18 protein-coding genes are annotated in these 18,915 nt (G+C 60.2%); 12 read left to right on the top strand and 6 right to left on the bottom strand.

Annotated elements, in window-relative coordinates:
* Positions 1 to 12: 12 nt before the first annotated feature.
* On the top strand, positions 13 to 2,910 hold the full coding sequence (locus ACR3EN_RS03680; protein ID WP_480824559.1) for a DNA translocase FtsK: 2,898 nt from the start codon (positions 13 to 15) through the stop codon (positions 2,908 to 2,910).
* A gap of 39 nt (positions 2,911 to 2,949) precedes the next feature.
* Positions 2,950 to 3,546 (top strand): LolA family protein, encoded by a 597-nt coding sequence (locus tag ACR3EN_RS03675; RefSeq protein ID WP_480824561.1) that lies wholly within the window; start codon positions 2,950 to 2,952, stop codon positions 3,544 to 3,546.
* 11 nt (positions 3,547 to 3,557) lie between these two features.
* Here the strand turns inward: ACR3EN_RS03675 and ACR3EN_RS03670 are convergent, their stop codons facing one another.
* Both ACR3EN_RS03670 and ACR3EN_RS03665 read right to left on the bottom strand, forming a co-directional pair.
* The gene (locus ACR3EN_RS03670; RefSeq protein ID WP_480870677.1) at positions 3,558 to 4,139 is read right to left on the bottom strand and encodes a transglycosylase SLT domain-containing protein; all 582 of its coding nucleotides are present in this window, start codon (positions 4,137 to 4,139) and stop codon (positions 3,558 to 3,560) included.
* 60 nt (positions 4,140 to 4,199) lie between these two features.
* The gene (locus tag ACR3EN_RS03665; RefSeq protein WP_480824565.1) at positions 4,200 to 5,081 is read right to left on the bottom strand and encodes an AEC family transporter; all 882 of its coding nucleotides are present in this window, start codon (positions 5,079 to 5,081) and stop codon (positions 4,200 to 4,202) included.
* An 80-nt stretch (positions 5,082 to 5,161) separates the two neighbouring features.
* On the opposite strand from ACR3EN_RS03665, the gene hspQ reads away from it, so the two are divergent.
* Entirely contained in the window at positions 5,162 to 5,488 is a 327-nt protein-coding gene (gene hspQ, locus ACR3EN_RS03660) for a heat shock protein HspQ (RefSeq protein ID WP_170398818.1), read from the top strand.
* A 23-nt stretch (positions 5,489 to 5,511) separates the two neighbouring features.
* On the opposite strand, the gene ACR3EN_RS03655 is transcribed toward hspQ, so the two are convergent.
* The 3 genes from ACR3EN_RS03655 to ACR3EN_RS03645 form a co-directional block, all read right to left on the bottom strand.
* Positions 5,512 to 7,089, bottom strand: coding sequence for a gamma-glutamyltransferase family protein (locus ACR3EN_RS03655; RefSeq protein ID WP_480824567.1), 1,578 nt, complete (start codon positions 7,087 to 7,089; stop codon positions 5,512 to 5,514).
* Between the two features lie 212 nt (positions 7,090 to 7,301).
* Complete coding sequence (locus ACR3EN_RS03650) at positions 7,302 to 7,751, bottom strand: ATP-binding protein (protein WP_480824569.1); 450 nt, start codon at positions 7,749 to 7,751, stop codon at positions 7,302 to 7,304.
* An 18-nt stretch (positions 7,752 to 7,769) separates the two neighbouring features.
* Entirely contained in the window at positions 7,770 to 8,108 is a 339-nt protein-coding gene (locus tag ACR3EN_RS03645) for an STAS domain-containing protein (RefSeq protein WP_480824571.1), read from the bottom strand.
* 101 nt (positions 8,109 to 8,209) lie between these two features.
* On the opposite strand from ACR3EN_RS03645, the gene ACR3EN_RS03640 reads away from it, so the two are divergent.
* On the top strand, positions 8,210 to 9,382 hold the full coding sequence (locus ACR3EN_RS03640; protein WP_480824573.1) for a thiolase family protein: 1,173 nt from the start codon (positions 8,210 to 8,212) through the stop codon (positions 9,380 to 9,382).
* 94 nt (positions 9,383 to 9,476) lie between these two features.
* Positions 9,477 to 9,929, top strand: a complete 453-nt coding sequence (locus tag ACR3EN_RS03635; RefSeq protein WP_480825584.1) for a GAF domain-containing protein — start codon at positions 9,477 to 9,479, stop codon at positions 9,927 to 9,929.
* A gap of 9 nt (positions 9,930 to 9,938) precedes the next feature.
* Here ACR3EN_RS03635 and ACR3EN_RS03630 read toward each other — a convergent pair whose 3' ends face one another.
* Positions 9,939 to 10,220 (bottom strand): DUF1294 domain-containing protein, encoded by a 282-nt coding sequence (locus tag ACR3EN_RS03630; protein WP_480825582.1) that lies wholly within the window; start codon positions 10,218 to 10,220, stop codon positions 9,939 to 9,941.
* A gap of 115 nt (positions 10,221 to 10,335) precedes the next feature.
* Between ACR3EN_RS03630 and ACR3EN_RS03625 the strand changes: the two genes are divergently transcribed.
* Genes ACR3EN_RS03625 through ACR3EN_RS03595 form a run of 7 tightly spaced genes read left to right on the top strand, consistent with a single transcriptional unit; the run spans position 10,336 to position 18,831 of the window.
* On the top strand, positions 10,336 to 10,905 hold the full coding sequence (locus tag ACR3EN_RS03625) for a helix-turn-helix domain-containing protein (RefSeq protein ID WP_480825580.1): 570 nt from the start codon (positions 10,336 to 10,338) through the stop codon (positions 10,903 to 10,905).
* The gene (locus ACR3EN_RS03620) at positions 10,905 to 11,528 is read left to right on the top strand and encodes a LysE family translocator (protein ID WP_480825578.1); all 624 of its coding nucleotides are present in this window, start codon (positions 10,905 to 10,907) and stop codon (positions 11,526 to 11,528) included. Before ACR3EN_RS03625 ends, ACR3EN_RS03620 begins: the two co-directional genes overlap by 1 nt.
* Positions 11,529 to 11,532: 4 nt before the next feature.
* On the top strand, positions 11,533 to 11,913 hold the full coding sequence (locus ACR3EN_RS03615) for a GFA family protein (protein ID WP_480825576.1): 381 nt from the start codon (positions 11,533 to 11,535) through the stop codon (positions 11,911 to 11,913).
* A 15-nt stretch (positions 11,914 to 11,928) separates the two neighbouring features.
* Positions 11,929 to 14,382 (top strand): GcvT family protein, encoded by a 2,454-nt coding sequence (locus ACR3EN_RS03610; RefSeq protein ID WP_480870680.1) that lies wholly within the window; start codon positions 11,929 to 11,931, stop codon positions 14,380 to 14,382.
* A 3-nt stretch (positions 14,383 to 14,385) separates the two neighbouring features.
* Positions 14,386 to 15,438: an alcohol dehydrogenase family protein gene (locus tag ACR3EN_RS03605; protein ID WP_480825572.1), complete on the top strand. Its 1,053-nt coding sequence runs from the start codon at positions 14,386 to 14,388 to the stop codon at positions 15,436 to 15,438.
* Positions 15,439 to 15,449: 11 nt separating this feature from the next.
* Entirely contained in the window at positions 15,450 to 16,343 is an 894-nt protein-coding gene (locus ACR3EN_RS03600; protein ID WP_480825570.1) for a homocysteine S-methyltransferase family protein, read from the top strand.
* 34 nt (positions 16,344 to 16,377) lie between these two features.
* Positions 16,378 to 18,831 carry a GcvT family protein gene (locus tag ACR3EN_RS03595; RefSeq protein ID WP_480870683.1) on the top strand — a complete coding sequence of 818 codons (2,454 nt, stop codon included), beginning with the start codon at positions 16,378 to 16,380 and terminating at the stop codon, positions 18,829 to 18,831.
* Positions 18,832 to 18,915: the final 84 nt, after the last annotated feature.

The raw sequence follows: 18,915 nt of genomic DNA, 5'->3' as shown, positions 1-18,915 counted from the left end.
TACGAGGGCAAAATGGCATCATTGAACGCGCGCAACCGCGACCCGTTATTGGACAGCACCACTCAGGCTGCGATCGAGCGGCGCAGTAAGGAACTGATCGGGATCGCCCTGATCCTGTTGGGGTTGGCTTCTGCCGCGATGGTCTGGTCCTATACGCCGGATGATCCGAACTGGATGGTGTCGACCGACGCAGCTGTACAGAACTGGATGGGGCGCGCAGGTGCCTCGATCGCTGCGCCGTTGTTCATGATTGTGGGCTGGGGCAGCTTTGGTCTGGCGCTGGTTCTGGTCACATGGGGTGTGCGTTTCGCTGGTCATTTCGGCGAGGACCGTGCGATTGCCCGCCTGATTTTCGCTCCGATCTGGATCGCCGTTTTGGCAGTTTATGCAGCGACCTTGGTGCCCGGAACCGAGTGGCGCGCAACGCATAGCTATGGGCTGGGCGGCCTGTTTGGCGACACTGTGATGGGGGCATTGCTGACGCTGCTGCCGATCTCGTCGCATTTTCTGGTCAAGCTGATGTCGCTGGCGATGGCGGTTGGCATGCTGGCGCTGGGCGTGTTTGTGCTGGGCTTTACCAAAGCGGACGTGCGCAAGGGGTTCCGCGCCTTCCTGCTGGGTCTTGTCATGGCCTATGATCTGTTGATGAACGCTTTGGGCCGGGGCGCTTCGGCGACCGCGCAGGCGGCGCGGGATCGTCGGGCGCAATGGGCCGAACGTCGCGCCGAGCGTGATGTGCCGCTGCAGGCCGAATTTGACGATGATCTGGCCTATGCTGATCCGATCTTCGAAGAACCCGCGTTGGAAAACCCTGAGCCCGAGCCAAAACTTGGTCTTCTGGCGCGGATGCCCTCGTTGATCCGTCGCCCAGACCCGATGCCTGAGCCGGAACTGATCGATCCCGTCGCGGTCGAGGGCTACTATGACATGCCCAAAGAGGATCGCATCCGGTCCAAGATCTCGGCTGCGGTGCGCAACCGCAAGGTCGCCGCCGGAGAGATGGCCCCCGAGCCTGATCCGAGCCTGCCGCTGACCAAGGGGCGTGGACGCGGGCCTGACCCGTTGATCCTGAACGCAGGTTCAACGGATGAGCTGCCGCCCGAACCGCCCGTGACCTCGTCGATGCTGCCGTCCGAGCCGCCGCTGACCGCGAGCCCCCAGGCGGATTGGCAGATGCAGCAGGACTATGTAGCTGACGCTGATTATGCCGAGCCTGACTATGACGACGAGGCTGTGTTCGAGGAGCCTGCCCCGCAACCGCGTCAGGCCGTGAAGATCCCCGTTGCCGAGCCGCGCAAACCGGTTGTTGCTCAGCCCGTGCGCCGCGCACCTCCGCCGTCGCGCCGGGCACAGGCCGAGGCGCAGCCCGCGTTGTCATTCGAAGACAAGCATTCCGATTTTGAACTGCCCCCGCTGGGTCTGCTGTCCAACCCGGCCAGCATTCAGCGCCATCACCTCAGTGATGAGGCGTTGGAAGAAAACGCGCGGATGCTGGAAAACGTGCTGGACGACTATGGTGTGAAGGGTGAGATCGTCAGCGTTCGACCGGGTCCCGTGGTGACCATGTATGAACTGGAACCCGCGCCGGGTCTGAAGGCCAGCCGTGTGATTGGTCTGGCCGACGACATCGCGCGGTCCATGTCCGCGCTTTCGGCGCGGGTTTCGACCCTGCCGGGGCGTTCGGTCATCGGCATCGAACTGCCCAATGAAAACCGCGAGATGGTGGTGCTGCGCGAAATCCTTGCCAGCCGCGATTTCGGCGATGGCAACCATGCGCTGCCGCTGGCCTTGGGCAAGGATATCGGGGGTGAGTCCGTTGTGGCGAACCTTGCGAAAATGCCTCACCTGCTGATCGCGGGGACCACGGGGTCCGGTAAATCGGTGGCGATCAACACGATGATCCTGTCGCTGCTGTATAAGCTGACGCCGGACGAATGCCGCCTGATTATGATCGACCCCAAAATGCTGGAGCTGTCCGTCTATGACGGCATCCCCCATCTACTCTCGCCTGTTGTGACCGACCCGAAAAAGGCGGTTGTCGCTTTGAAATGGGTCGTGGGCGAGATGGAAGACCGCTATCGCAAGATGTCCAAAATGGGCGTGCGCAACATCGCGGGCTACAATGGCCGCGTGAAAGATGCGCTGGCCAAGGGCGAGATGTTCAGCCGCACGGTCCAGACCGGATTCGACGATGAAACCGGTGAGCCGATGTTCGAGACCGAGGAATTCGCGCCCGAGTCGATGCCTTATATCGTCGTCATCGTTGACGAGATGGCCGACCTGATGATGGTCGCGGGCAAGGAAATCGAGGCCTGTATTCAAAGGCTGGCGCAGATGGCGCGGGCTTCGGGTATTCACCTGATCATGGCTACGCAGCGCCCCTCGGTCGACGTGATCACCGGCACGATCAAGGCGAACTTCCCGACCCGGATCTCGTTCCAGGTGACGTCGAAAGTCGACAGCCGCACCATTCTGGGCGAGATGGGCGCCGAGCAACTGCTGGGGCAGGGCGACATGCTCTATATGGCGGGAGGTGCCAAGATCACCCGTTGCCACGGGCCATTCGTTTCGGATGAAGAGGTCGAAGAAATCGTCAACCATCTCAAACAGTTCGGCCCGCCGGACTATATGAGCGGCGTAGTCGATGGCCCGGCCGAGGAAAAGGCTGACAATATTGACGCCGTTCTGGGTCTGAACACCGGGGGCAACACCAATGGTGAGGATGCTCTGTACGATCAGGCGGTGGCGATTGTGATCAAGGATCGCAAATGCTCGACCTCCTATATCCAGCGGAAACTTGCCATCGGCTACAACAAAGCCGCCCGGCTGGTTGAGCAGATGGAGGACGAAGGCGTTGTTTCCGGGGCAAATCACGTGGGCAAACGCGAAATCCTCGTCCCCGAGCAATAGGATATTTAATAACAAGGGCAGAGCGCTTATCTGGGTCTCATGAAACAGATTGCTTTTGCCCTTGCTCTGACACTGGCCGCACCCGCCGCATGGGCGGCTGAGAAGCTGCCATTGTCACAGATTTCGAACTATCTGAACCAGTTGAAAACGGTTCAGACCACGTTCACCCAGGTGAATGATGATGGCTCGCTAAGCACCGGAAAGCTGTGGTTGCAGCGACCGGGAAAGATGCGGTTCGAATATGACCCGCCCAATAGCGCAGTTGTGCTGGCGCGGGCTGGAACCGTGCAGATATTTGATCCCAAATCAAACCAACCGCCTGAACAATACCCGCTGAAACGCACACCGTTGTCGTTGGTGCTGGCGCGTAACGTCAATCTGGGGCAGGCCAATATGGTGGTTGGTCACGACTTTGACGGAACGGCAACGGTCGTGACGGCTCAGGACCCGAAGAACCCGGAAAGCGGTCGGATCGAGCTGATGTTTACCGCAAACCCGGTCGAGCTGCGCAAATGGGTGATTCACGACAATGCGGGCAGTCAAACGACTGTCCTGTTGGGACCGCTGGCCGATACTGGTGATCTCGATCAGCGCGTGTTTTCCAGCAAGACCAGAATCGGGTCAGACAACCGCTGACCCGACCGGCATCAATAGCGGCAATTGGCCAATTGCGCCTGATATAGCTGAGCCCGTGAGTCGACATCGCTTGCCACGTTGAGCAGCCATGATTTGCTGTTGTAGCTGCCGCGCGCAAAGCCAGTGTGGCCTTCGTGATACGCCAGATACTGGTTGCGCGTGTCGCTGGGGTGAATGCCGTTCCGCTCGTAGCTTTTGTTCATGTACCAGCCGATGAAATCGGACGCATCGCGGATGCGATCCCGCTTGGCCCGGCGCTTGCCGGTCTCGCGCTGATATTCTTCCCAAGTGCCGTCCAGCGCCTGACCGTATCCATAGGCGCTGCTTTGACGACCCATCGGAATGACGCCCAGAACGTACTTGTGTGGCGTGCGCGCGTCATGGCGATAGCGGCTTTCCTGATAAATCGTGGCCATCTGAACGTGAACGGGGACGCCCCATTTCCGCTCGGTGCTTTTGAAGGCTTTGATGTAATCGGGTTTTTCGCGCGCAATGTTGCACGCGTCATTCAGTCTGCTGGGCGGTTGCTTTGACCCCCCGCCACAGGATGCCAAAAGCAGCACCCCGAAGAGTACGAAAAGAATTCTGCTCATGTGCCTCGTGCCTTTTTTCTTTATTCTAACGCAGATTGAGCGTCGATGGAATCACAATCGCTACAGAATAATCGCTAGAATTATAGGCAGTGCGGCGACGGACAGAACGGTTGAGACCATGACCATCCCGGCCACAGCATCTGCATCCGCCTCGAATCGTTCGGCCAGCAGGTAAGAGGTAACCGCAACCGGCGTGCACATCTGTAGAACGAGCACCCCGAACGCGATCGGCCCCAACTCGAAACCTGCCGCAATGACCCAGCCCAGCCCAAAGCAGACGGATAGTTTCAGCAGTGACAGCCAAATGGCCTGTTGCAATTTCTGTGTGGTCAGGCGGGCAATCGCGACGCCAACGGTAATCAACATCAACGGCACGGCCATCTGCCCCATTAGATCCAGCGTATTTGTCAGAAACAGCGGCGTTTCCCATCCGCGCCATAGGAACAGGGCCCCCAAGAGAGTGCCCCAGACCATCGGCTCGCGCAGGACCCTGCCAAAAGCACCGCGTCCGGCGACAAGATAGATTCCGTAGGTGAATGAAAAGAGCGCGGTCACAGCAAGGAAAATCACCGCATAACCCAGTCCTGCCTGACCAAAGGCAAAGATGCAGAGGGGCAGACCTAGATTGCCGGTATTGCCAAAGATCAGCGGGGCCAGATAGGTGCGTTGCTCCATCCCGGTGACACGGACGAAAACCCAGAACACGCCCGCAAGCGCAACATGCGATGCGATGGCGGCGAGTGTGAACATCGTCAGCTCTCCGCCCGGAATATCGGTCTGCATCAGCGCCACGAAGATCAGGCTGGGCACTGCCAACGTCACCGCAAGGCGGGTAACGAACTCCAGCCGGTATTCGAATCCCAGCTTTACCCAGACAAAACCAATGCCTGACAAAAGGAACACAGGGGCCACGATTTCGAACACTGTCAGTAGAAGGTTCACAGACTGTTTCCCCGAATTTCAGTTCAATGATTGGCTTTTGCGCCCGAAACGATGTAGTAACCTCTTTGGGGGCTGAAACAATGCTAAAGACACAAGCCAAGTACCGCCTGGGACAGGTGGTTCGACATCGTAGACACCCGTTTCGCGGGGTGATTTTTGATGTCGATCCGGAATTTTCGAACTCTGAGGAATGGTATCAGGCCATCCCGGAAGACAGCCGTCCGCTGAAGGATCAACCGTTCTACCATCTGCTGGCAGAGAATGATCAATCCTTCTATGTGGCTTATGTTTCTGAACAAAATCTGGTTGAGGACCAATCCGGAGAACCGGTGGACCACCCTGACATCCCGAATATGTTTGGTCCGTTTCAGGACGGATCCTATCCGCTGCATTTCCAGCTGAACTGAACTCCGCCGCGCGGCGTTTAGACTTAGTAGCCAAGCGCGCATCCGTCCTTGCGCGGATCACTGGCGCCTTCCAGAATTCCGGTCTCAAGGATTCGAATGGCTTGCGCGCCTCCGAGCGGAGTTTCCGGGGTTTCGATAATGTGCCCAAGATCGGCCAATTGTTCGCAGGTCGCGTCCGAATAACCACGTTCGAGCTTCAGCACTCCACCATCTGCAAACGCACGCGGCATATCAACTGCCGCCTGCAGCCCCAATTCATAGTCCGACAGGTTCGAAATCAACCTGGCATGGCCTGTGGGTTGATAAGCTCCTCCCATGACGCCGAACGGCATGAGAACCCGCCCATTCTGTCGTAAAAGACCGGGGATGATAGTGTGCATCGGACGCTTGCCACCGCCCAACTCGTTCGGATGCCCCCGTTCCAGCGTAAAGCCGGCACCGCGATTTTGCAGCAAGATACCGAATTTCTCGGATGCGATACCTGATCCGAAACCATGATAAATCGAGTAGATCAGAGACACGGCCATGCGATCCCGATCAACGACAGTGATATAAACCGTGTCTTTGTGAACGGTTTCAGTCAGCGGCGCGGCGGCGGGCAGGGCGCGGTCCAGCTTGATCAGCGACGCAAGCTTGGCCGCCGTTTCGGGGGCCAGAAAATGCGCCATTCGGTCAGTATGATCGGGGTCGGCAATAAAGCGGTTACGGGCATCATAGGCCAGTTTGCTCGCTTCGGCTTCTATATGTACGCGCTGCGCGCCGTCGGGGGGCAGGGCCGCCAGATCGAAGTGTTTCAGGATGTTCAGAAGCAGGATGGCGGTGGCACCTTGCCCGTTCGGCGGATGCTCGACCAGCTCAAACCCGCCATAGCTACCGCAAAGGGGTGTGGTCTCCTCGCATTGAACGGCTTCGAAATCTTCAATCGTATGAACACCGCCGCGGTCGGTCAGGGCGTTCAGCATATCTTCGGCGACCTCGCCTGAATAAAAGGCCTCGCGCCCGTGTTTGGCGATGCGGCGCAGAACCTCCGCCTGCCCTGGTGCGCGAAATACCTGTCCGTATGTCAGCGGTTTGCCGTCGTTCAGATAATGCCGCTGCGCTGCACCTGTCAGCGTTGCAGCCCCGTTTTTCCAGTCAAATGCCACGCGCGGGGCCACGGGAACGCCGGTTTCAGCATAGTGGATTGCCGGTTCCAGAATCGCTTCGATCCCGATCCGCCCTTCGGTCTGTGCCAGATGGCAGAAAGCGTCCACCGCGCCGGGCAGCGTAACCGCATCGGGACGATCCAGCGGCATCACGGTCAGTCCCCGATCCCGCAGGGCCTGCGCTGTCGCGTCCATGGGTGCCCTGCCAGATCCGTTTAGTGCCCGTGCAGTATGCTCTCCCGCTCGGTTGTACAGGGCAAAACAATCTCCGCCCAAACCCGTCATCTGCGGTTCGCAAATACCCAAAAGCACCGCGCCCGCGATCGCGGCATCCATTGCGTTGCCGCCGCGCTGCAGGATGTCCAACGCCACCTTGGCCGCTAGTGGATGAGAGGTTGCACACATCCCTTCGGTCGCCAGAACCTCTGATCGGCCAGCGTAGTGAAAATCGCGCATGGGTCTTTCCTTCTGCAAACACGCAAACACTACGCGGCAGTCGGAAATTGTCCAATCATATCAGAGAGAGGAGGTCCTCGGCGCCATTCACTGGGTGGGGGCTGTGAGGTTAGGCGCCGAGGGAAGCTATCTGAGCTACCCCTTGTTTCTGACCTTTGTTTGCGGCGCGACAATGGTTCGATCGCGGCGTTATTGTGACCATTTCGTGCGCATCATGGCGCATCCTTAAAGTCAAAACGCAACAGCAACAGGTTGCTGCCGCCCTTCCGCTCATAGTGTATCTCGCTGGCGAGCTGCTGGATCAGGAACCAGCCGAACCCGCCTTCAGGCAGGTTCTGAACTGTGGTGTCCACCGATGCGGGTATCCCTTCGGGCGGTTTCAGATCGGGCATCGGCTTGCCGGTATCAGCGATCCGGATGATCAGCCGATTCTGGCAGAGCCTGCAATCGACCTGAATGTCTGCTGGCGCAATTCCGGCATAGGCATGCTCCACCACGTTATTGATCGCTTCGGCCAATGCGATCTTGACGTCATCTGCCCGATCTTTTGGCAAGCCATGTGCCGCCAGTCGTGCGCAAAGCGTGGCGATCCCCCGACTGGCCTGCGTTTCTGTGGCTGGAAAGCTGACATCCAGGCAGCCCTGTTCACGTTCCGAGGCCACGCCGTCCCCTCCCACTGGTCAATCGGAGCCTTCAGCCATCGCGTCTTCCAGCGATGCAAACAGACGAAAGACCGTGTCCATGCGGGTCAGACGGAACACTTTTTCGACAATCGGATGCAGTCCCGCCAGATCCAGCCGCCGCCCTTGTCCAAGCTGCTTCATCGAGGCCACGATCGCCCCCAGACCGCTGGAATCGATGAACTCGACCGAGGAGAGGTCCAGAACCACCCTTGGGGCGTCCGACTGCGTTTGCGCGCGCATGTCTTCCTTGAATTGAATCGCCATTGCCGCATCAATGCGGTCGCAATGGACCGAGATCACTTGAGTATTGCCGGTCGTGCTGCTGCTCAGCCCCATGGTCAACCGCCCTTTGCATTGCGATAAGATCGTAGAAATACGCTAGACGGCAATTCTTACCATTCGGTATCCAAGGGTCGAAAATCTCAGGGAGGCGTCAGATGAAAGAAGTTGTGATCGCAGGGGCCGCGCGAACGCCGATGGGCGGGTTTCAGGGCATGTTCGATGGCGTCCCCGCTGCGGAACTGGGCGGTACCGCGATCCGGGCCGCGTTGCAGGGCGCGGGTTTAAGCACCGCGGATGAGGTGCTGATGGGCTGTGTTCTACCTGCGGGGCAGGGTCAGGCCCCGGCGCGTCAGGCCGGTTTCGCCGCAGGTCTTGGCGAAGAGGTGCCCGCCACGACGCTCAACAAGATGTGTGGGTCGGGGATGAAGGCGGCGATGATGGCGTTCGACCAGATCGCTTTGGGGCAGGCCAACACCATGATTGCGGGTGGGATGGAGAGCATGACGAACGCCCCTTACCTGCTGCCCAAGATGCGCGGCGGGGCGCGGATCGGTCACGGGCAAATTGTGGATCACATGTTTCTGGACGGGCTCGAAGACGCCTATGACATAGGCCGCTTGATGGGCACCTTTGCCGAAGACTGCGCCGAATCCTACCAGTTTACCCGCGAGGCGCAGGATGAATACGCCCTGAAATCGCTCTCGAACGCGCTGGCGGCGCAAGACAGCGACGCGTTCGATCTTGAAATCACCCCTGTCACGATCCAGACGCGTAAGGGCGAGGTGGTTTTGCAGTCTGACGAGCAGCCAAAATCAGCCCGGCCCGAGAAAATCCCGACCCTCAAACCGGCGTTCCGCAAAGACGGGACAGTGACGGCGGCCAATTCCTCCTCCATCTCGGACGGGGCTGCCGCACTGGTTCTGGCCTCCGCCGATGCGGCCGAAGCGCAAGGTCTGACGGTCCGCGCGCGCATTCTGGGCCATGCCAGCCATGCGCAGGCGCCGGGCCTTTTTACCACCGCGCCCGTGCCCGCCGCGCAAAAGCTGCTCGACCGTTTGGGGTGGTCGACGGAAGATGTGGATCTGTGGGAGGTGAACGAGGCCTTCGCCGTGGTCCCAATGGCCTTCATGCGCGAAATGGGCCTGCCGCGTGACAAGGTCAACGTCAACGGCGGAGCCTGCGCGCTGGGCCACCCGATCGGAGCCTCCGGCGCGCGCATCATGGTGACACTGCTGAACGCGCTGGAAAAACGAAACCTCAGACGGGGTATCGCTGCGATTTGCATCGGTGGCGGCGAAGGCACCGCCATCGCCATCGAACGCGTTTGACCCTTCATCTTTTTCGAAATACTCCGGGGGTGAATTGAGCCATAGGCTCAAGAGGGGGCAGCGCCCCCTTGCCCCTGTCCAAAGAAGCACCGCCATGAACGCCGATTACACCACGCTCGCCAACACCATCGCCGCCCTAACCGAGGGGGAAACCGACCCGATCGCCCTGATGGCTACGGTCACCTGCGAGGTGCATCATTCAGATGACCGCTTCGACTGGACGGGATTCTACCGTGTTACAGAACCGGAACTGCTAAAGATCGGCCCATACCAGGGCGGCCACGGCTGCCTCGTGATTCCGTTCAGCCGAGGCGTCTGTGGCGCGGCAGCACGCACGGGTGAGATACAACTCGTCCCGGATGTCGAGGCGTTCCCAGGTCACATCGCCTGCGCCTCGTCCACGCGCTCTGAACTGGTCCTGCCGGTGCGCGACGCAGCGGGCGAGGTTATCGCGGTGTTCGACATCGACAGCGATCAGCCCGATGCGTTTACGGATGAGGACGCCCGCGCGCTCACGGCGATTCTGGCGACTGTTTTTGCACGCTGAGCGTATCTGTCAAAGCCCGACACCAAGGCCTTTTGACAGGATCAGGTAGACCAGAGCAGCCTGCAGCCCCATAATCGCAAACAGCCAGACCCCAAACCGGCGCTTGCGTGCCTTGTGCGCGAAAATCCAGCGCCCCAGCACCGCACCGGGGCTACCGCCAAGGGCGGCCAGCCACAATAACCGGTACTCGGGTATGCGGCGCTTCCTGCGTCGCGCGCGCAGTTTGTCCCAGCCAAAAGCCAGCAAAGTCAAGACGTTGAGCGCCCAGAGATAGATGACCGCGATCCACATTCGGCCTGCATAACCAACTTGTTTCCTGCCCCCAAGTGAAAAAATGCTTGGAAATTTCATCGATTCGAGGCACCGTGAAATTCGAGACGATATTTTCACGCAACCGGAGCGCGACTTGAACAGCCAGGCCCTCCATAGCGCCTCACTCGGAGCCGACCTGCGTGCCCTGCGAAAGGCGCGTGGATTGACCTTGACCGAGATCGCGGCGCGGCTGGATCGCTCGGTCGGCTGGCTCAGTCAGGTCGAGCGGGACAAGTCCGACCCCTCGATCTCGGACCTGAGGCAGATTGCGCAATGTCTGAACGTTCCCATGTCCATGCTGTTTGGGCAATCTTCTGCCCCTGTTGAAGAACAGGGCCTCATCGTTCGCGCGGGGTCCCGTCGGAAGATGGGGTCCGGTGAGGAAGGTCTGATCGAGGAACTGCTCTCACCCGATCTGACCGACGACTTTGAAGTCGTCCATTCGACGTTCCAACCCGGATCCCGTCTGAACACGCCGACCCTGCGTCCAACGCAAGAGGTGGGCTATATGCTGTCCGGCAGGCTGGACCTGACGATTGGGGATCGTTCGTTCACTGTTGGTCCCGGAGACAGTTTCCGCATTCGGAATGAAAGCCATCTTTGGTCCAACCCCTATGATGAGCCCGCGGTGGCCGTCTGGGTCATTGCCCCGCCGGTTTACTGATGAGTTTCGAGGCCTGGACCATATTCGCGCTGTTCTGGGTGGTGTTCGTCACCACACCGGGGCCCAACGCTGTCAATTGCATCTCAAACGGGATGAGCCTGCCGTTTCCCAAGGCCATGCTGGGCGTGCTGGCAATCCTGACGCAGGCCAGTGCCTTCCTGATCCTGTCGGGGCTGGGCATCACGGCGCTGATCGCGGCTTCGCCCACCGGGTTTTTCATCGCCAAACTGGTCGGGGCGGGATTCCTGATCTGGATGGGGGTGCGCGGCTGGATGAACGCCAGCAAACCCGCGCCCGCGTCCGAACGCCCCGCACGGCATGTCTATCTGCATGCGCTGGCCGTGGCGACCATCAATCCCAAAAGCGTCGCCGGGTATCTCGCGGCGTTTTCGCAGTTCGTGCAACCCGACGTGCCGGTCTGGCAGCAGATGGGGATCATCATGCCCACCGCGCTGGTCATCACGACGCTCAGCTACACCGGTTTCACCCTCTTGGGTGCGCTGATGGGCAGGGCAGCATTGGGGGCCGTGTTCAACATCTGGGTCCGTCGCGTGATGGCGACCTGTTTCATTATCTACGGCGTATTGCTGGGCACCAGCACCACGCCCGCAGCAAGAGGGTAACGACATGCACAAAGGATCCTGCCTGTGCGGCAAGGTTGCGTTCACCATCGACGGAGACCTCGCCCCACCCAATGCCTGCCATTGTGGCCAGTGCCGCAGGCAATCGGGCCATCTGTGGGCGTCATGTGTGACGCATGAGGATAACCTTAACTTTACCTCCAGCGAAACGCTGGGTTGGTACCGCGCCTCGGACATCGCAAAGCGCGGTTTTTGCAGCGCATGCGGGTCGTTCCTGTTCTGGCAGCATAATGACGAAGATACGATCGCAGTTTCGGTTGGCTCACTGGACGAACCGACGGGGCTGAGGCTCGCCCAGCACATCTTTGTCGCCGACAAGGGCGATTACTACGACATTCAGGATGATCTGCCCCAACGGGCACATTAACAGGGACCCAAGCGCATGAGTGACTTTCCAACCAAGGCCCGCGTGGTCATCATCGGCGGCGGCGTCGTCGGCTGCTCATCCCTGTATCATCTGGCCAAGAAGGGCTGGACCGATTGCGTTCTGCTGGAAAAGAACGAGCTGACGGCCGGCTCGACATGGCACGCGGCGGGGAACGTGCCGACATTTTCGACCTCATGGGCGATCATGAACATGCAGCGCTATTCGACCGAGCTGTATTCGCGTCTGGCGGATGAGGTTGATTACCCGATGAACTATCATGTCTCGGGCTCGATCCGGCTGGCGCACAGCAAAGAGAGGATGCAGGAGTTTGAGCGCGCCCTGTCCATGGGCCGCTATCAGGGCATCCCGATGGAGATGTGGACCCCCGAACAGGCGAAAGAGCGCTATCCGTTCCTTGAAACCCATGATCTTGAGGGCGTGCTCTACGACCCGACTGATGGGGATATCGACCCTGCTCAACTGACGCAGGCGCTGGCCAAAGGCGCGCGGGACATGGGTCAGAAGATCATCCGTTTCTGCCCGGCGACCAACGTGACCCAGCATGACGATGGCACCTGGACCGTACACACCGATCAGGGCGACATTGCTTGTGATTACGTGGTCAACGCCGCCGGGTACTACGCGCAGCGCGTGGGTGAGATGTTCAAACCCTACGGCGGGCGCACCGTTCCGGCAATGGTCATGAGCCACCAATACCTGCTGACCGATGAAGTGCCAGAGGTCGAGGCGTGGTCAAAGGAAAACGGTGGCAAGCTGCCTCTGCTGCGCGACGTGGATATCTCGTACTACCTGCGGCAGGAAAAGAACGGCTTCAACCTTGGGCCTTACGAGCCCAACTGCAAGGGCCATTGGATGACCGAAGACGATCCGATGCCAGAGGATTTCAGCTTCCAGCTGTGGAACGATGATCTGGACCGGATCGAAGACATCGTCACTGACGCGATGGAGCGGGTGCCGCTGATGGCGACCTCGGGCGTGGGTCGGGTGATCAACGGTCCGATCCCCTATGCGCCGGATGGTCTGCCGCTGATCGGCCCGATGCCCGGCGTGAAAAATGCGTTCGAGGCGCACAGCTTTACCTTTGGCATCGCGCAGGGCGGTGGGGCTGGCAAAGTGCTGGCCGAATGGATCGTCGATGGTCACACCGAGTGGGATATGTGGGCCGTCGATCCGCGCCGTTACACCGACTACACCGATCAGGACTACTGCAACCAGAAGGGCATGGAGGTTTATGGCAACGAATACGCCATGCACTTCCCTCATCACGAATGGCCTGCGGCGCGGGATAAGAAGGTTTCGCCGGTTCACGCCAAGATCAAGGAACTGGGCGGTGTCATGGGCGCCTATAACGGCTGGGAACGCGCCAACTGGTTTGCAAAACCGGGCGACGATACTTCGCTTGAGGCCACGCATACCTGGGGCCGTTCCGGCCCGTGGGAGCAGCGGATCAAGGAAGAATGCGAAGCCGTGCGCGATCATTGCGGCGTGCTCGACCTGCCGGGTTTTTCGCGGTTCAAAATCCAAGGGCCCGGCGCGGATGAGTGGCTGCGGGGTCTGGTGACCGGCTCGTTGCCCAAGATCGGGCGCGTCGGACTGGTCTATTTCTCGGATGATCGCGGCCGCATCCTGACCGAGATGTCCGTAACCCGCGAAGCCGAAGACCTGTTCGTACTGGTAACAGCGGCGACCGCGCAATGGCATGACCGGGAATGGTTGGAACGCCACATGCCTGCCGATGCCGCCTTTACGCTGGAAGACTGGACCACGCGGATGGACACGCTGATCGTGACCGGCCCCAAATCGCGCGAGGTTCTGGCCAAGGTCTGCGATGCCGACCTGAGCCTGCCGTGGCTCAGCTTTCAGGAAAGCGAGATCAAGGGCGGATGGGTGGCACTTTTGCGCGTGTCCTTCGCCGGAGAGCTTGGGTGGGAGGTCCACGCCGAGAACGCGGACATGCCCGCCATCTATGATGCGATCCTCGAAGCTGGTGCCAAGCCGTTCGGAATGTATGCCCTGAACTCGCTGCGCATCGAAAAGGGATACCGCGCGTGGAAGGGTGACCTGTCCACCGACTACTCGCTGCTGGAAGGCGGGTTGGAGCGGTTCGTCAAGCTGGACAAGCCGCAGGACTTCCCCGGCAAGGCGGCGATCCTGAACGAAAAGCAGCAGGGCGTTAAGAAATCTTTCGTCACTCTGACGGTTGAGGCCGGTGACTGCGACGCGCCCTATATGTCCTGTATCTGGCAGGGTGATCAGATCGTGGGCGAGACAACCTCGGGCGCATGGGGCTACCGTGTCGGCAAGTCCATCGCGCTGGGTATGATCAAGGCTGAGCTGGCGAACCCCGGCACCGCGTTGGAGGTTGAAATCTACGGCCAGAAATACCCCGCCGTGGTGCAAGAGGATCAACCGCTTTGGGACCCGGCCAACGAGCGGTTGCGGGCCTGATCAATGGGCGTTCCAAGCGTCATGCAAGGTGTCTATCTGACCCGCCACGGCGGGCCGGATGCGCTGGAGTGGCGCGAGGATATCCCGGTCCCAAGCCCCGGACCCGGTCAGGTTCTCGTCCGGGTCGCCGCGGCTGGGGTAAACAACACCGATATCAACACGCGCGTAGGCTGGTATTCCCCGGATGTGACCGGCCCGACCGATGCGGTCGATCAGGACGTGGATGCAGGCGGCTGGGGCGGTGCGCTGCGCTTTCCCCGCATTCAGGGTGGTGACCTGTGTGGCATTGTCGAGTTGGCTGGCCCCGAGACTGGCTTCCAACCGGGTCAGCGCGTGACCTGCCCGATCAACCTGCCGCGCCCGAGCCCCGGCAAACCGACAGGATTCATCGCGCTCGGGTCCGAGATTGACGGGGCCTTTGCGCAATATTGTCTGGTCGAGGCGGCTGATCTCTACGATGTCTCGGCCTCGCCTCTGTCCGACGTCGAAATCGCCGCTATTCCCTGCGCCTTTGGGACGGCGGAAAATCTGCTGACCCGCGCGGGCGTGACCGCAGGCCACAAGGTTCTGATCACCGGCGCGTCGGGTGGTGTCGGCCTTGCCGCCGTGCAACTGGCCGCGATCCGGGGCGCGCATGTCTACGGCGTCACGAGCACGACCAAAGCGGACGTGGTCAAAGGTCAGGGGGCTAGCGACACCTTCGACCGCAACGCGCCCTTGCCCAAGGATATGTTCGACGTGGTGATCGATGTCGTGGGCGGCCCCGCGTGGCCCGGCCTGATTCTGGCGCTGAAACCCGGTGGGCACTACGCCGTCTCGGGTGCCATTGCCGGGCCCATCGTCGAGACCGATCTGCGCGATATCTACCTGCGCGACATCACCATCCACGGCTGCACCCATCAGGCGTTCGAGGTCTTTGGCCGGCTGGTCGATCTGATGAACGCAGGCCGGATCAAACCTCTGATCTCAAAGACATATCCGCTGAAAGACATTGCGCAGGCGCAAGAGGATTTTCAGTCGAAAACACTGCCCGGAAAACTGGTGCTGATCCCGTAAGGACGATGAACATGGCTGACATCACACTTCTGGATGGCTCAATTGGGCAGGAACTGGTCAAGCGCAGCGGCGACCGGCCCACGCCACTTTGGTCCACCCGCGTGATGATCGACAAGCCTGCCATTCTGGCCGAAGTCCATGACGCCTATTTTCGCGCCGGTGCCACGGTCGCGACCACGAATACCTATGCCATCCATCGCTCGCGCCTTGTGCGCGAAGGGATCGAGGATCAACTGCCTGCCCTCGTCGATGCCGCGCTGTCCGAGGCCGAACGGGCACGCGCAACCAACGGGGGCCGCATCGCGGGGGCGCTGGGTCCGTTGCTGGCCACCTACCGCCCCGATCTGAACCCCGACCCGGACGAGGCCGCCGAAAAGTTCGGCGAACTTGCCGCAATGATGGCGGATCGAGTGGACCTGTTCCTGATCGAAACCGTGTCGTCGTTGCAGGAAGCCGAAGGCGCGCTGCGGGGCACCGAAGGGCACGGCAAACCCGTCTGGATCGGCTTTTCGGTCAAGGATGACGACGGCACGCGGCTTCGCTCGGGCGAGCCGCTGGGCGACATTGCCCCCGTGCTCGAACGGTTCCGCCCCGAGGCAGTGCTGATCAACTGCTCACGCCCCGAAGCGATCCCGGCGGCGTTGGACATTCTGGCCCCGATGGGCGTGCCCTTTGGGGCATATGCCAACGGGTTCACCGGGATCACCGACGGGTTTCTGGAAGAGGCCCCAACCGTCGACGCCCTGGAGCAGCGCGGCGATCTTGGACCTGAAGCCTATGCCAAACACGCCATGGGCTGGGTCGATCAGGGCGCAACGATCGTGGGCGGCTGCTGCGAGGTTGGGCCAGAGCATATCGCCGTGCTGGCACATCATCTTCGCGACGCCGGTCACCGGATCGTCTGACACCAAACTCTGAAAGACAGGAAAAGGCACCCAGATGGTTGATCTTCCCACCAAGGCCCGCGTGGTCATCATCGGCGGCGGCGTCATAGGCTGCTCGGTCGCCTATCATCTGAACAAGAAAGGCTGGACAGACGTTGTACTGCTGGAGCGCAAGCAACTCACCAGCGGCACCACGTGGCATGCGGCCGGGCTGATCGGGCAACTACGCGCGTCCTCGAACATGACAAAGCTGGCGCGGTATTCAGCGGAACTGTATCTGGGGTTGGAGGAAGAGACCGGCGTGGCCACGGGGCTGCGTCAGGTCGGGTCCGTCTCGGTCGCGCTGACCAATGAGCGCCTGGAGGAGTTGTACCGAAACGCCGCGATGGCGCGTGCCTTTGGCGTGCCGGTCGAGGAACTGTCGCCAGCAGAAGTCAAAGAGCGCTACGCGCATATCAATCTTCAAGGCGTAACCGGCGGCGTGTGGTTGCCAACGGATGGGCAAGCTGATCCCGCCAATATTGCGCTGGCGCTTGCCAAAGGCGCCCGTCAGCGTGGGGCTGTCATCCGCGAACGCGTGAAGGTTTCGGGGATTTCGCGGCAGGGCCGGAACGTCAGTGGTGTCGACTGGATCAGCGATGACGGACAGACCCAGGGTCATATCACCTGCGACATGGTCGTCAACTGCGCTGGCATGTGGGGTCACGAAGTTGGCCGCATGGCGGGCGTGAACGTCCCGCTGCATGCCTGCGAGCATTATTACATTGTCACCGAGGGCATAGAAGGACTGGCACAAATGCCCGTGCTGCGCGTGCCGGATGAATGCGCCTATTACAAAGAAGATGCAGGCAAAATCCTGCTGGGCGCATTTGAACCAAATGCCAAGCCCTGGGCGATGAATGGAATCCCTGACAGCTTCGAGTTTGACCAATTGCCAGAGGATTTCGACCATTTCGAACCTATCCTCGAAGCCGCCGTCAACCGCATGCCGATGCTGGCCGAGGCGGGGATTCACACCTTCTTCAACGGTCCCGAAAGCTTCACACCCGATGATGCCTATCATCTGGGCCTAGCGCCTGAGATGGACAATTACTGGGTCGCCGCCGGGTTCAACTCGATCGGTATCCAGTCCGCCGGTGGCGCAGGCATGGCGCTGGCCGAGTGGATGGAGAGTGGCGAGAAGCCGTTCGATCTGGGGGATGTGGACATCAGCCGGATGCAGCCGTTTCAGGGCAACAGGCAATATCTGTACGAGCGCTCGAAAGAGACTTTGGGTCTGCTCTATGCTGATCACTACCCCTATCGCCAGAAAGCCACCGCACGCGGGGTACGCCGCACGCCATTCCACCACCACCTGAAGCAACAAGGCGCTGTTTTCGGCGAACTGGCCGGGTGGGAGCGCGCCAACTGGTTCGCTGATGAAGGGCAGGAACGGGAATACCAATATAGCTGGAAGCGCCAGAACTGGTTCGAAAACTCAGCCGCCGAACACCGCGCCGTGCGCGAAAATGTGGGCATGTATGATATGTCATCCTTTGGCAAAATCCGCGTTGAAGGTCCCGATGCCGAGAGGTTCATGAACTATGTCGGGGGTGGTGACTATGCGGTGCCAAACGGCAAGATCGTCTACACCCAATTCCTAAACCGCAATGGCGGGATTGAGGCCGACGTCACCGTCACCCGCCTGTCCGAGATCGCCTATCTGGTGGTCACGCCCGCCGCTACGCGGCAGGCCGACCAGACTTGGATGATGCGCCATGCGGGCGGGTTCAACGTGGTGATCAGTGACGTGACCGCAGGCGAAGGCGTTCTTGCCGTGATGGGACCGAACGCGCGCAGTCTGCTGCAGAAGGTCTCGCCCAACGATTTCTCGAACGAGACCAACCCGTTTGGCACAGCGCAGGAGATCGAGATTGGCATGGGTCTGGCCCGTGCTCACCGCGTGACTTATGTGGGCGAACTTGGGTGGGAGATTTACGTCTCATCGGACATGGCAGGCCACGTGTTCGAAACGCTGTTTGAGGCGGGACAGGATTTGGGGCTTAAGCTGTGTGGCATGCACATGATGGATAGCTGCCGGATCGAGAAGGGCTTCCGTCATTTCGGCCACGACATCACCTGTGAGGATCATGTAGTCGACGCCGGGCTGGGCTTTGCGGTGAAACCGGACAAGGGATGTGATTTTATTGGCCGAGAAGCGGTGATCGCTCGCAAGGAAAGTGGCCCGCAAAATCGGCTGGTGCAATTCCGCCTGACCGATCCCGAACCATTATTGTTCCACAACGAACCGATCGTTCGGGATGGCGAATATGTGGGGTATCTGAGCTCGGGGAACTACGGCCACACGCTTGGTGGTGCGATTGGCATGGGATATGTGCCATGCGCAGGTGAGAGCGCTGCGGATGTTCTGGCCTCTACTTACGAAATTGATGTTTGCGGTGTGAAGGTCAGGGCCGAGGCCTCTTTGAAACCGATGTATGACCCCAAATCAGAGCGCGTGAAAATCTGAAAACCGTTGGGGGCTCTGCCCCCGCCGCCCTTTGGGCGGCTCCCCCGGGATATTTTTGGCCAGATGAAGCATGGGACCCTTTCT

The organism is Ruegeria sp. G7 (assembly GCF_056535465.1).
This window is presented reverse-complemented; position numbering and strand designations above follow the sequence as displayed.

What these genes read in the sequence shown, in the direction of transcription:
- ACR3EN_RS03680 (WP_480824559.1), top strand. Translation starts at nt 13, where the DNA reads ATGGCATCATTGAACGCGCGCAACCGCGACCCGTTATTGGACAGCACC.
- ACR3EN_RS03675 (WP_480824561.1), top strand. Translation starts at nt 2,950, where the DNA reads ATGAAACAGATTGCTTTTGCCCTTGCTCTGACACTGGCCGCACCCGCC.
- ACR3EN_RS03670 (WP_480870677.1), bottom strand. Translation starts at nt 4,139, where the DNA reads ATGAGCAGAATTCTTTTCGTACTCTTCGGGGTGCTGCTTTTGGCATCC.
- hspQ (WP_170398818.1), top strand. Translation starts at nt 5,162, where the DNA reads ATGCTAAAGACACAAGCCAAGTACCGCCTGGGACAGGTGGTTCGACAT.
- ACR3EN_RS03655 (WP_480824567.1), bottom strand. Translation starts at nt 7,089, where the DNA reads ATGCGCGATTTTCACTACGCTGGCCGATCAGAGGTTCTGGCGACCGAA.
- ACR3EN_RS03645 (WP_480824571.1), bottom strand. Translation starts at nt 8,108, where the DNA reads ATGGGGCTGAGCAGCAGCACGACCGGCAATACTCAAGTGATCTCGGTC.
- ACR3EN_RS03640 (WP_480824573.1), top strand. Translation starts at nt 8,210, where the DNA reads ATGAAAGAAGTTGTGATCGCAGGGGCCGCGCGAACGCCGATGGGCGGG.
- ACR3EN_RS03635 (WP_480825584.1), top strand. Translation starts at nt 9,477, where the DNA reads ATGAACGCCGATTACACCACGCTCGCCAACACCATCGCCGCCCTAACC.
- ACR3EN_RS03630 (WP_480825582.1), bottom strand. Translation starts at nt 10,220, where the DNA reads ATGTGGATCGCGGTCATCTATCTCTGGGCGCTCAACGTCTTGACTTTG.
- ACR3EN_RS03620 (WP_480825578.1), top strand. Translation starts at nt 10,905, where the DNA reads ATGAGTTTCGAGGCCTGGACCATATTCGCGCTGTTCTGGGTGGTGTTC.
- ACR3EN_RS03615 (WP_480825576.1), top strand. Translation starts at nt 11,533, where the DNA reads ATGCACAAAGGATCCTGCCTGTGCGGCAAGGTTGCGTTCACCATCGAC.
- ACR3EN_RS03610 (WP_480870680.1), top strand. Translation starts at nt 11,929, where the DNA reads ATGAGTGACTTTCCAACCAAGGCCCGCGTGGTCATCATCGGCGGCGGC.
- ACR3EN_RS03605 (WP_480825572.1), top strand. Translation starts at nt 14,386, where the DNA reads ATGGGCGTTCCAAGCGTCATGCAAGGTGTCTATCTGACCCGCCACGGC.
- ACR3EN_RS03600 (WP_480825570.1), top strand. Translation starts at nt 15,450, where the DNA reads ATGGCTGACATCACACTTCTGGATGGCTCAATTGGGCAGGAACTGGTC.
- ACR3EN_RS03595 (WP_480870683.1), top strand. Translation starts at nt 16,378, where the DNA reads ATGGTTGATCTTCCCACCAAGGCCCGCGTGGTCATCATCGGCGGCGGC.